The sequence below is a fragment of the Sediminicola luteus genome (assembly GCF_002514735.1).
In the GTDB taxonomy this organism is placed as follows: domain Bacteria; phylum Bacteroidota; class Bacteroidia; order Flavobacteriales; family Flavobacteriaceae; genus HQA918.
In genome coordinates this window covers 1-14,502 of sequence record NZ_KZ300476.1, presented here as the reverse complement: position 1 = coordinate 14,502, position 14,502 = coordinate 1, and the positions used below count along the sequence as shown (strand labels likewise).

Annotated in this window: 4 protein-coding genes; all 4 read left to right on the top strand. The window is 48.0% G+C overall.

Going from position 1 to position 14,502, the window contains the following annotated elements; translation table 11 throughout:
- The first annotated feature begins 84 nt into the window (after window positions 1-84).
- A complete protein-coding gene (locus B7P33_RS00020) occupies window positions 85-1,848 on the top strand; it encodes an FAD-dependent oxidoreductase (RefSeq protein ID WP_097439925.1) in 1,764 nt (587 codons plus the stop codon).
- A 62-nt stretch (window positions 1,849-1,910) separates the two neighbouring features.
- A complete protein-coding gene (locus tag B7P33_RS00015) occupies window positions 1,911-2,924 on the top strand; it encodes a hypothetical protein (protein WP_141402351.1) in 1,014 nt (337 codons plus the stop codon).
- A gap of 125 nt (window positions 2,925-3,049) precedes the next feature.
- Window positions 3,050-6,454 (top strand): ThuA domain-containing protein, encoded by a 3,405-nt coding sequence (locus B7P33_RS00010; protein WP_097439923.1) that lies wholly within the window; start codon window positions 3,050-3,052, stop codon window positions 6,452-6,454.
- Between the two features lie 334 nt (window positions 6,455-6,788).
- Window positions 6,789-14,502: SdrD B-like domain-containing protein (locus B7P33_RS19610; protein WP_172435808.1), on the top strand; the 7,714-nt coding region annotated here is incomplete at its 3' end.

Genomic DNA, 14,502 nt, shown 5'->3' with positions numbered 1-14,502 from the left:
GAAGTGTGGATGCTATATGCCCGAAAAATCATAGTTTTAAGTCGGTCGCAACGGAGATGATTTGCGGCCAACAAAACCAAGATTATGACCAAAGGACTATTACTAGCATTTCTTAGCCTGTGTGCTACCGTTTTATATGGCCAAGATTCTTTTCTATTGGAGGCCGAAAGTTTCGATGATAAAGGTGGTTGGGTCGTAGACCCACAATTTGTTGAGCAAATGGGCTCACCCTATCTCATGGCCCACGGTATGGGTGTTCCGGTAGCGGATGCCTCAACAACGGTAAAAACGAAAAAAGGAACCTATCATGTTTGGGCCCGCACCCGCGATTGGATCCCCGGACCTTGGGAAGCCCCGGGGCAGTTTAAGGTGAAGGTAAACGGAAAGGAATTGAACGAAACCTTGGGAACCGAAATCGGTTGGGGTTGGCAATATGCCGGATCTGTTGATGTGAAGTCAAAAAAAATGACTGTAACCCTACAGGATTTAACCGGCTTTAATGCCCGCTGCGATGCCCTGTATTTTTCGACCGAAAAGGACATGCCTAAAATAGACGACAGTGCTTTGACCAGTTGGCGCAAAAGCATGCTAAAAGAACCACAATCCCCGGAACAGACCCAAAAATTCGATTTGGTAGTTGTCGGTGGCGGCTTGGCCGGTTGTGCGGCATCTATAGCGGCGGCCGAACAAGGATTGAAGGTGGCTTTGATCCACGATAGGCCGGTTTTGGGAGGGAATGCCAGTGAAGAAATACGGGTACATACCTTGGGGATTTATGGAAAATACGAACGCATACTACGTAAAATAGATACCGAACACTACCCGAACGGGTCGTCCGAGGCCAAAAAAGACCAAGAAAAGCGGGATAGGAATATGAAAGGCTATAAAAACATAACCCTGTTTTTGAACTGGCGCGCCTACGATGCCAAAGCCGAAGATGGTACCATTACCTATGTAGATGCCCGCGAGACGACTTCTGGTGAGCGTATCCGGTTTAAAGCGCCCTTATTCGTGGATTCTACCGGAGATGGCTGGATCGGCTATTGGGCCGGGGCTGAGTTTTCCTATGGGCGCGAAAGTGCCGATACCTATGGCGAGGCCTGGGACGAATGGGGCGAACTCTGGAGTCCGGAAGTGGCCGATGATTTTGTGATGGGATCATCAGTATTATGGCAGACCCATAAAAGTGATCGCAAGGAAAACTTTCCGAAAGTACCTTGGGCTAAAGGGGTATCGGGCAAACATGCCGCCATTGCCGGAGAATGGTATTGGGAGTTCTCTCGAAACGACCTGCATCAAATTCACGATGGCGAGCAGATTCGCGATCATATGCTTCGGGCTATATACGGTTCGTTCGCTACCGCCAAAGAGTCCGGGAAACATGATAACATAAAATTAGATTGGGTATCCTATCTTCTGGGTAAGCGTGAATCGAGACGTTTGATCGGCGATTATGTATTTACCTTCAAAGATGTATTGGAGCATACGAAATTTAAGGATGCCGTAGTGGAAGAGACCCGGGAAATCGATGTACATTTTCAGCAGAACTTGCAAAACCCCGAAAAGCCCGATTTTCTTTCGAAGGCCATTTTCTACGAAACGGAATCCTATTTTATTCCCTACCGCAGTCTCTATTCCAAGAATATAGATAACCTCTTTATGGCCGGACGAAATTTTAGCTGCTCACATGTCGGCTTGGGCGGTCCACGGGTAATGCTTACCACGGGTCAGATGGGAGCTGCCGTTGGTTTTGCGGCCTCTTTATGTAAAAAACATCAGGTGAAACCCAGGGGCTTATATGAAAATCATTTAGAAGAGTATTTAGCCCTTATTGACAAGCAACAATGAAACTCTGGGGAATAGTGATCGTTTTGGGTTCGTGCGGCTGGTTTTCCTTCCAAAACGATCCTATGGACCCCCCTTTGTTTTTTGAAGGCGGCACCCTTTGGAAGCAAGCCCAACAAGTAGAAGAGGTGTTTACTTTTGGCGATACTGAGACCACGGGCGAGCAACAGATGTTCTTGGTCAGCGATGCCCAAGATGAAGCCTTGTTCTACTATTCCCCCATGTCGGTGGTGGTGTGTGCCAATGGCGAATGCAAACTGGCCGAGATAAATATGTTTTGGAGCCTTATAGGTGATTATTGGGGCTACGGAATTGTAAAAGATGCGCCGCTTACCAAATACGAACATGCCAAATTTGAGGCTGCTGATTACGCCAAACTACATAAATTACTGGCCAATAAAAACTCGGTATTCCGACATAAAACCTTGGATGAGTTAATCGATAAGGTGCCCACCGATAATCCGTTGGATCTCGATGCTACCTCAGGGGCTACTAAAGAAGAGTTAAAGGCCGAAGTAGTGGCAGGTGGGGCCTATAGCTGTTATAGCTTATGGCATTTGGCCCATGATCCAGTGGTACTAAAGCACATAAAAAATAGTTCCTCCGAGTATTTCGCCAAAAATGGTTTTGCAAAGCTTTTGGATAGCGATATTGAGCAGTACCAAGCCTATGCCCTTAGGCAAATTCCTGCTTCGGATTTGGGTGTGTACGAATCCCGCCTTGCCGAATTGTTCACCACTGCAACGCCCCAGTGGCGGGTACAATTACTTAAAAAACTACCCCAAAAAACTTTGGTGACATCCCATTTTAAAAGCTGGTTGTATGCTGGTTTTTATGAATGGGACACCCATAGCCAAAACAACCTGTTACAAAAGCTGGATGAGACTATGATGGACCAGGGCTTAGAAATTTTACGGGAGTATGACCGGTTAAATGAAAATCAGATCCGTTTATTGGTAAGCAAGGTAGTCTTATGGCCTTCCGGGAAAAAAAACAAGTTTATCGAGGCCATACCCTTAGATAAAAAAGGAGACAACCCGGTGGCTGATTATTGGTTGGCAACTTTAAATAAGAACTAACGGCAATAGAACCCTACTACAACGTTAACGTAGATTTTTAGAGACATTTTTGATTCATCTTCAATAGGTAAACCGTACACAATTAGTATATTCGGCTTCGAACTCAAACAAACAACTACGACTACATGAAGACCTTTAAGTTTTGGTGTCTGGCCATTTTTGCCCTGACACTTTTTTCGGCTTGTACCCAAAAGCGCAAGGGTAACCCCAAAGTATTGGTGTTTACCAAAACAGCCGGATTCAAGCATGGTTCCATTCCGCACGGTGTGGCTGCCATTAAAAAATTAGGCACGGAGAACGGCTTTGCTGTCGACACCACTTCCCAAGGCGATCAATTCAATGAAGCTAACCTAGCACAATATGCTTCGGTTATCTTTCTTAGTACCACGGGCAACGTTTTGGATAATAAACAAGAAGCCGCATTTGAACGCTATATTCAGGCGGGTGGAAGTTTTGTCGGTATTCATGCCGCCGCCGATACCGAATACGATTGGCGTTGGTATGGTAAATTGGTAGGGGGGTATTTTAAAAGCCATCCGGCTACCCAAGAAGCCGATTTTATCATTGAGGATTTCAATTTTCCGGCCACGGCCCATTTTACCGATTCGATTTGGCACCGTCGCGACGAATTGTATAACTATAAATTATTAAACCCCGATGTAAATGTACTGGTTACCCTAGACGAAAACAGTTATGAAGGGGGCGAGAATGGCGATTTTCACCCTATAGCATGGTATCACGAATTCGATGGTGGTCGTGCTTTTTACACCGGTTTGGGCCATACCGATGAGAGTTTTTCGGAAGAACCTTTCCTAAAGCATCTGTTGGGTGGAATTCAATATGCCATGGGTGAGAACTTGGTTTTGGATTACAAAAAAGCCACGACCCAAATACCACCCGATGGCGATCGTTTCTATAAAACCCCTTTGGTTACCGGCGTATTCGACGAACCCACCGAAATGACCATTTTACCCAACCTAGATATTCTGGTTGTGGAAAGAAAAGGTGGTGTGAAACTGTATAAAAATGGGGCGGATAAAATTCAAGATGCGGGACATTTAGACGTGTACCACAAAACTTCAGTACCTGGGGTAAATGCCGAAGAAGGAATTATGGGGCTTCAAGCCGATCCTAATTTTAAAGACAATAATTGGGTGTATGTTTTTTACAGTCCAAAAGACACTTCGGTAAACCGACTTTCCCGTTTCGATTTTAAGGATGACAAACTGCAAATGGAATCCGAGAAAGTGATTTTAGATGTATGGTCGCAGCGCCAGATTTGTTGTCATACTGGGGGGTCAATTGCCTTTGGCGGCGATGGATTGTTATACCTTTCCACAGGAGATAATACAACACCTTTCAATGAACCAGGTGCACCCTATGTAAATAGTGGTTTTGCGCCATTAAATGACTTGCCTGGTAAAGAGCAATACGATGCTAGAAGATCATCGGCCAATACCAACGATTTGAGGGGAAAAATACTTCGGATTAAAATAAACGACGATGCTACTTACTCCATACCCGAAGGAAATCTTTTCCCAGAAGGAACGGGGGGAACACGCCCAGAAATTTACACCATGGGACACAGAAACCCCTATCGTATTTCGGTAGACCAAAAGAACGGCCATGTATTTTGGGGAGATGTTGGTCCCGATGCCCAAAAAGATAGTATGGCCACTCGAGGACCCCGAGGCTATGACGAAATAAATCGGGCTACGGAGGCTGGTAATTTCGGTTGGCCTCTTTTTGCAGGTGACAATACCGCCTATCGCGATTACGATTATGCCACAGGGCAGTTTGGTGAGCCTTTTAAGACCGATGCCCCCATAAACGATTCAGCGAATAATACAGGATTAAAAGAATTACCACCTGCCCAAGCGGCCATGGTATGGTATTCCTATGGGCCTTCCGGCGATTTCCCCCAGATTGGTTCTGGTGGTAAAAATCCAATGGCCGGTCCCGTCTATTATGCCGATATGTTCCCTGATGGATCCGGATTGCCAGATTATTACGACGAAAAGTTTATTGCTTATGAATGGATGCGGGGTTGGATGATGGCCATCAGCTTTTTTCCGAATGGAGATTTTAAAAAGATGGAGCCCTTTGCGCCCAACGTAAAAGTGAGTAATCTAATAGATATGGAGATTGGTCCAGACGGACATATCTATTTATTGGAATACGGTAGTGGTTGGTTTAGGCAAAATGCCGATTCCGGTCTTGCAAGATTGGATTATGAGGCCGGAAACCGTCCGCCCTTAGTGGGGGAAATGACCATAGATCATAATAGTGGGAAATTACCCTTGGCCGTAAATATTGCCGTAGAAGCTGAAGATAGGGAAGGCGATGCCCTTAGCTACTCTTGGGATTTAGGGAAGGCTGGAAAAGTCGAAACTACCGAGCCTACTTTGAGTTATACCTTTAAAGACGCTGGAGAATATCCTATTTCCGTTACCGTAACCGATCCTTCTGGGGAAAGTATTAGCTCAGCAACCAAAATGGTCTACGCCGGAAATTCAAGGCCAACGGTGCAAATAGAATTGGAAGGCGGGGATAGGAGTTTCTTCGTGCCAGGGCAACCGATTGGCTATAAAGTTACGGTATCCGATCCCGATGGGGAAAGCATAGCACCTGAACGCCTCTACGTAGCTGTAGATTATTTATCGGGTATGGATGAGGCCTCTATGGATATGGGCCACCAAGAGACCATTGCCGAGCTAAGTGGCGAGACCCTGACCAAGAATATGGATTGTAAGGCCTGTCATAAAAAGGACGGAGCTTCCATAGGGCCTAGTTATATGGATGTTTCCAAAAAATATGTCGGTCGATCGGATGCCAAATCTTATTTAAGTCAGAAAATCAAAAACGGTGGTACTGGTGTATGGGGCGAGGTAATGATGCCGGCCCATGTCGATATTTCAGATAAAGACCTAAACGATATCGTAAACTGGATTTTAAGCCTAGGACAAGATGCCAATAAAAAACCATCGCTTCCGGCCCAAGGATCTTTTATACCAGAAAGTGTGAATGCTGGGGAGTCCTTGGTACTTTCAGCAACCTATACCGACGCCGGTGCCCAAGGGGTTCGTGCACTCACGGGGGGTACCCGAAAAGTTTTGGGAAGTAATACCCTTGGTTTTGGTGGTGCTATTCAGGCCCAAGGTTTTTCACAGGTCAACTTTAATAATCAAGATCTTTTACTGATTCCTGCTGATACAGGTTGGTTTGCCTTAACTGAAATGGCATTAACCGGTATAACATCGGGTTACCTAACGGCCGGTTGGATGGGTGGTATACCTACTGATATCGATTTTGAGATTCGTCTAGATTCACCTGGAGGCCAACTATTAGGTAAGGCAAAGCTAAAAGCACAAGCTGGAGATGGTCAAAATGGTGGAGCCATTCCATTTAAGATTAAACCGATTACCGATGGCAAACCACATACTTTATATTTCCTGTCCAAGGCATCAGATAGTGAAGCGGCTTCTAACATGCAAGCGGCGCTTATGGCCGTAACTTTTTTAGGGAAGTAATGTAAATAATAACATAAGTTGTTGATAGCCTGGGGTAAAGCCCCAGGCTTTTTTTGATATAAAAGTTCATGTTAAAGCGTTATTGTATTTTGTTAAAAGAAAGGTAATTCTGTCACTTTCATCGATCATTTCCTTCAATAAACAGCAAAATTTATTCTCTTGGCCCTTGAGAAACACTATAAAATCGCCATTGATGAGAAATAACTACACTTAACTTCTTCGTATTCCGCTAGGGGCAACCCCTAAGTAACATGCTGCTTTACCAACAAGGTTGGTACACTTGAGCTTTTCAAAATCCCCGCATAAAAAAGGTATAACGAAAACCAAAAATGAAATGAAAAACCAACACATAAAGTGGTGGGTTTTCCCTATTCTTTTATTTGGTGTCCTATGTATGGCAAGGGCCAATGGCTCTACCGTTCCAATACATAACGACACCTTATGGAATAATTGGGTGAACTCCAATATGGCCTATCCAGCTGCTTTACCCGAAATGCCCTTTCAGGTAGATGAATCGAGTTGTGGGGGCGACTGTAAAATATTTGAAGGAAAGGTCGATTATGAGGTGATTGGTAATTCCATGAATTATCATGAAGCCAAAGATAACTGTGGTAAAAAGGGCCAATCATCAGCCTATCTTAATATTCCCAATGGAGCAAAGGTTCACAAAGCCTATTTGCAGTGGGCCGGTTCAGGTGGGATAGATAATAGGGTAACCATCAATGGGCAACAAGTAACAGCGTCGAATACGCACAGTATACGCCATGTTATTTCCGAAGGGAGAAACTGGTTGGGATGGGTGCTTTGGCGACACTACGGAACTTTCTTTACGGCACGCACCGATGTGACGAATATCGTTAACCAAGGAGGTAATATTACTGTTTCCGGGCTTAACTGGGATAACTCGAGTAATTATTGTAACGCCAACTCCGCATTTGGGGCTTGGTCTTTGGTTGTGGTGTATGAAGACGATAATCAACAAGATGAATGTCGTGTTCATGTTTGCCACAATAAAATAAGAAACACATTTAACAACGGAAACGGAGGCACTTTTTGTAGGACTCTTAGTTGCATTGAGCCTACGGCCTGTACCGATAAGGCCGAAATGACCATTGTTGCATTTGAAGGTGATAGTTATAAGAATGAAGAATTAAAAATTAATGGTCAGGCTGTTGAAGGTAACAACCCGTTTAGGGGAAGAACGGCCCCCAACCTCGATATTATAACGAGGGATGTAACCAATCATATTAATCAAGGTACTTCTAGTTTACAGTATTGTATACGCACTTGGCAACAAAATACCAGATATGGTTTAGGTACTGAAGGGGTATTTGATTATGTAAATGTACTCAAGTACAATATCAATAGCGTAAGTGCCAATGCGGGTACTGATGTAACCGTAGAACGTGGTCAGTCAACCACATTAACGGCCTCAGGAGGGCCCAATTATTTATGGAGTACGGGAGAGACTACGGCATCTATAACCGTTAATCCTACCCAGACCACTACCTATACCGTTACAGTTACGGATCCAAGTAATTCGAATTGTAATGATACCGATTCAATAAGGGTTACGGTAACCGAGCCTAGTTGTACCTTACAATTAGATGCAGGTCCAGATGTTGAAAATTGTAATGGTGGTCAAACTACTTTAACCGCCAACGTAAGCAATTTGGGTAATTGTACCTTAAATGATCTCACTTTTCAATGGGGTACGACCAACGGTAATATCGTAGGAAGTAATACCCAACGCAGTATAACCGTAGATAGAAATGGCACCTACAATGTTCGTGTTACCGGATGCGGTGGTTGTGATTTATCCGATTCCGTAAATGTTTCCGTAGGAACCCCAGTAAAAATCGGGGATTATGTTTGGTCAGATTTGGATGGGGATGGTGTTCAGGATGCAAATGAACCCGGAATAAATGGGGTGATTGTTTCCTTATACCGATGTGAAAATGGGAATAATGAAGGGGGTACCTTAATTGATACCACGGTTACCACTACCATGGGCGGTACTCCCGGAAGTTATATGTTCAATGTATGTTCTGGAGGACAATATTATATACAGTTTAGCAATATTCCCGCCAATTCTAATTTCACATTAAAGGACCAAAATGGCGACAGCTTAGATTCAGATGCCAACGCCAATGGGGTAACCGATTGCTTTACTGTAAACAATACTGATAATTTAACGATTGACGCCGGAATTGTTCCACCACCCAGGGCTTCCTTGGGCGACCGCGTATGGGACGACGAGGATATGGACGGTATACAGGATCCGGGCGAGGATGGCGTATCCGGCGTAACGGTAAGACTCTATGTATGTGGGGGCACCGCACCGATTGCGACCACGACCACCGACGGTAATGGTAACTATGCCTTCACCGGCTTGGATCCGGACCAGGATTATTTTGTGGAGTTCGTATTGCCTACGGGCTATGTACGTTCCCCTGCCAACCAGGGCGGCAACGATGCCACGGACTCCGATGCCGGTGCCAATGGCCGCACCGCTTGTATCGATTTGGATCCGGGCGAGAACGACACCACTATAGATGCGGGTATCTATAAACCTACCGCCTCTTTGGGCGACCGCGTATGGGACGATGAAGATATGGACGGGGTACAAGATCCGGGTGAGGATGGTGTATCGGGTGTAACGGTAAGGCTCTACATCTGTGGAGGTACCACACCGATTGCGACCACCACTACCGATGCCAATGGCAACTATGCCTTTACCGGTTTGGATCCTGACCAGGATTATTTCGTGGAGTTTGTATTGCCTACGGGCTATGTACGTTCCCCGGCCAACCAGGGCGGTAACGATGCCACGGATTCCGATACCGAAGCCAATGGCCGCACCGCTTGTATCGATTTAGATCCGGGTGAGAACGATACTACTGTTGATGCAGGTATCTACAAACCGACCGCCTCTTTGGGCGACCGTGTATGGGACGACGAGGACATGGACGGGGTACAAGATCCGGGTGAGGATGGTGTATCCGATGTAACGGTAAGGCTCTACGTTTGTGGGGGCACTACGCCAATAGCGACAACGACCACCGATGCCAATGGCAACTACGCCTTTACCGGTTTAGATCCCGACCAAGATTATTTCGTGGAGTTCGTATTGCCTACGGGCTATGTACGTTCCCCGGCCAACCAGGGCGGTAACGATGCCACGGACTCCGATGCGGGGGCCAATGGCCGCACGGCATGTATCGATTTGGATCCGGGCGAGAACGACACCACTATAGATGCGGGTATCTACAAACCGACCGCCTCTTTGGGCGACCGCGTATGGGACGATGAAGATATGGACGGGGTACAAGATCCGGGTGAGGATGGCGTATCGGGTGTAACGGTAAGGCTCTACGTATGTGGGGGCACCACACCGATTGCTACAACGACCACCGATGCCAATGGTAACTATGCCTTCACCGGCTTGGATCCGGACCAGGATTATTTTGTGGAGTTCGTATTGCCTACGGGCTATGTACGTTCCCCTGCCAACCAGGGCGGCAACGATGCCACGGACTCCGATGCCGGTGCCAATGGCCGCACCGCTTGTATCGATTTGGATCCGGGCGAGAACGATACCACTATAGATGCCGGTATCTACAAATCGACCGCCTCTTTGGGTGACCGCGTATGGGACGATGAAGATATGGACGGGGTACAAGATCTGGGTGAGGATGGCGTATCCGGCGTAACGGTAAGACTCTATGTATGTGGGGGCACCACACCGATTGCTACAACGACCACCGACGGTAATGGTAACTATGTCTTCACCGGTTTGGATCCCGACCAGGATTATTTCGTGGAGTTCGTATTGCCTACGGGCTATGTACGCTCCCCGGCCAACCAGGGTGGTAACGATGCCACCGACTCCGATGCCGGTGCCAATGGCCGTACCGATTGTATCGATTTGGATCCGGGTGAGAACGATACTACTGTTGATGCAGGTATCTATAAACCTACGGCCTCCTTGGGCGACCGTGTATGGGACGACGAGGACATGGACGGGGTACAAGATCTGGGTGAGGATGGCGTATCCGGCGTAACGGTAAGACTCTATGTATGTGGGGGCACCACACCGATTGCTACAACGACCACCGACGGTAATGGTAACTATGTCTTCACCGGTTTGGATCCCGACCAGGATTATTTCGTGGAGTTCGTATTGCCTACGGGCTATGTACGCTCCCCGGCCAACCAGGGTGGTAACGATGCCACCGACTCCGATGCCGGTGCCAATGGCCGTACCGATTGTATCGATTTGGATCCGGGTGAGAACGATACTACTGTTGATGCAGGTATCTATAAACCTACGGCCTCCTTGGGCGACCGTGTATGGGACGACGAGGACATGGACGGGGTACAAGATCCGGGTGAGGATGGTGTATCCGATGTAACGGTAAGGCTCTACGTTTGTGGGGGCACTACGCCAATAGCGACAACGACCACCGATGCCAATGGTAACTATGCCTTCACCGGCTTGGATCCGGACCAAGATTATTTCGTGGAGTTCGTATTGCCTACGGGCTATGTACGTTCCCCGGCCAACCAGGGCGGTAACGATGCCACGGACTCCGATGCGGGGGCCAATGGCCGAACCGATTGTATCGATTTGGATCCGGGTGAGAACGATACTACTGTTGATGCAGGTATCTACAAACCGACCGCCTCTTTGGGTGACCGTGTATGGGACGACGAGGACATGGACGGGGTACAGGATCCGGGTGAGGACGGCGTATCCGGCGTAACGGTAAGGCTCTACGTTTGTGGGGGTACCACACCGATTGCAAGCACGACCACCGATGCCAACGGTAACTATGCCTTTACCGGCTTAGATCCGGACCAGGATTATTTTGTGGAGTTCGTATTGCCTACGGGCTATGTACGCTCCCCGGCCAACCAGGGTGGTAACGATGCCACGGATTCCGATGCGGGGGCCAATGGCCGAACCGATTGTATCGATTTGGATCCGGGTGAGAACGATACCACTATAGATGCCGGTATCTACAAACCGACCGCCTCTTTGGGCGACCGCGTATGGGACGATGAAGATATGGACGGGGTACAAGATCCGGGTGAGGATGGCGTATCGGGTGTAACGGTAAGACTCTATGTATGTGGAGGTACCACACCGATAGCGACCACGACCACCGACGGTAATGGTAACTATGCCTTCACCGGTTTGGATCCCGATCAGGATTATTTCGTGGAGTTCGTATTGCCTACGGGCTATGTACGCTCCCCGGCCAACCAGGGTGGTAACGATGCCACGGACTCAGATGCGGGGGCCAATGGCCGTACCGATTGTATCGATTTGGATCCGGGTGAGAACGATACCACTATAGATGCCGGTATCTACAAACCGACCGCCTCTTTGGGCGACCGCGTATGGGACGATGAAGATATGGACGGGGTACAAGATCCGGGTGAGGATGGCGTATCGGGTGTAACGGTAAGACTCTATGTATGTGGAGGTACCACACCGATAGCGACCACGACCACCGACGGTAATGGTAACTATGCCTTCACCGGTTTGGATCCCGATCAGGATTATTTCGTGGAGTTCGTATTGCCTACGGGCTATGTACGCTCCCCGGCCAACCAGGGTGGTAACGATGCCACGGACTCAGATGCGGGGGCCAATGGCCGTACCGATTGTATCGATTTGGATCCGGGTGAGAATGATACTACCGTAGATGCGGGGATCTATAAGAAACCCGACTGTGATAACGACGGTATTCCAGATGATCAAGAACCCGATAGTGATGGTGATGGTTTTCCAGACGATTGTGACAACTGTCCACAGACGGCCAACCCAGGTCAGGAAGATGCCGACAACGATGGTATAGGTGATGCTTGCGAGGAAGACTGTGATAACGACGGTATCCCAGACGATCAAGAACCGGACACTGATGGTGATGGTATTCCAGACGATTGTGACAACTGTCCAACGACTGCGAACCCGAACCAAGAGGATAAGGACAACGACGGTGTAGGTGATGTTTGTGACAACTGTCCGGACAACGCTAATCCGAACCAAGAGGATTCAGATAGTGATGGGATAGGCGATGTATGCGATAATTGTCCTACAACAGCAAATCCTGACCAAGCGGATGCTGATAATGATGGTGTCGGTGACACCTGTGACAATTGTCCAACGACATCGAACCCGAACCAGGAAGATGCCGATAATGATGGTGTAGGTGACGCTTGTGACAACTGTCCGCAGACGGCCAACCCAGGTCAGGAAGATGCCGACAACGATGGTATAGGTGATGCTTGCGAGGAAGACTGTGATAACGACGGTATCCCGGATGATCAAGAGCCCGATACCGATGGCGACGGTATCCCAGATGATTGTGACAACTGTCCAACGACTGCGAACCCGAACCAAGAGGATAAGGATAACGACGGTGTAGGTGATGTTTGTGACAACTGTCCGGATACCGCCAATCCGAATCAAGAGGATAAGGACAACGACGGTGTAGGTGATGTTTGTGACAACTGTCCGGATACCGCCAATCCGAATCAAGAGGATAAGGACAACGACGGTGTAGGTGATGTTTGTGACAACTGTCCGGATAACGCTAATCCGAATCAAGAGGATTCAGATAATGATGGTGTGGGTGACGCTTGTGACAATTGTCCACAGACGGCCAACCCAGGTCAGGAAGATACCGACAACGATGGTATAGGCGATGCTTGTGAGGAGGACTGTGATAACGACGGTATTCCGGATGATCAAGAGCCCGATACCGATGGCGATGGTATCCCAGACGATTGTGACAACTGTCCAACGACTGCGAACCCGAACCAAGAGGATAAGGACAACGACGGCGTCGGTGATGTCTGTGACAATTGTCCAGAAACCGCCAATCCGAACCAAGAGGATAAGGACAACGATGGTGTAGGTGATGTTTGTGATAACTGTCCGGATAACGCCAATCCGAACCAAGCGGATTCAGATTATGACGGTATCGGTGATGTATGTGACAACTGTCCAACGACATCGAACCCGAATCAGGAAGATGCGGATAATGATGGTGTAGGTGACGCTTGTGACAACTGTCCACAAACGGCCAACCCAGGTCAGGAAGATGCCGACAATGATGGTATAGGCGATGCTTGTGAGGCCGATTGTGACAACGACGGCATCCCTGATGATCAGGAGCCTGACTGTGACAACGACGGTATCCCTGATGATTGTGAGCCGGATGATGATAACGACGGTATCCCTAACGATTGTGACAACTGTCCAACAACAGCCAATCCTAATCAAGAGGATTCCGATCATGATGGTATAGGAGATGTTTGCGATAATTGTCCGACCACAGCAAACCCGAATCAGGAAGATGCCGATAACGATGGTGTAGGTGACGCCTGTGACAACTGTCCGCAGACGGCCAACCCAGGTCAGGAAGATGCCGACAATGATGGTATAGGCGATGCTTGTGAGGCCGATTGTGACAACGACGGCATCCCAGATGATCAGGAACCTGACTGTGACAATGACGGTATCCCAGATGATTGTGAGCCTGACGATGATAACGACGGTATCCCTAACGATTGTGATAACTGTCCGACTACGGCCAATCCTAATCAAGAGGATTCAGATAATGATGGAATAGGAGATGTATGCGATAATTGTCCTACCACAGCAAACCCTGACCAAGCGGATGCAGATAATGATGGTATCGGTGATACCTGTGACAATTGTCCGCAGACGGCCAACCCAGGTCAGGAAGATGCCGACAACGACGGTATCGGAGATGCTTGCGAGGATGACAAATGTAATGTTCGTGCTTCCATAAGCTGTGCGAATACCACTATCTGTCCGGGTGAGGAGACCACGATCCATGCTTTTGGTGGCAACACCTTTAGCTGGAGTAATGGTGCCACAACAGGAACGATCAAGGTCAGTCCGACCGAGACCACGACCTACACGGTTACCGTGAGTCGTTCCGATGATCCAGACTGTACCGATACTGCAAGTATCACGGTCAAGGTATACGAAGCCGAGGTAGATGCCG

What these genes read in the sequence shown, in the direction of transcription:
- B7P33_RS00010 (WP_097439923.1), top strand. Translation starts at nt 3,050, where the DNA reads ATGAAGACCTTTAAGTTTTGGTGTCTGGCCATTTTTGCCCTGACACTT.
- B7P33_RS00020 (WP_097439925.1), top strand. Translation starts at nt 85, where the DNA reads ATGACCAAAGGACTATTACTAGCATTTCTTAGCCTGTGTGCTACCGTT.
- B7P33_RS00015 (WP_141402351.1), top strand. Translation starts at nt 1,911, where the DNA reads ATGGACCCCCCTTTGTTTTTTGAAGGCGGCACCCTTTGGAAGCAAGCC.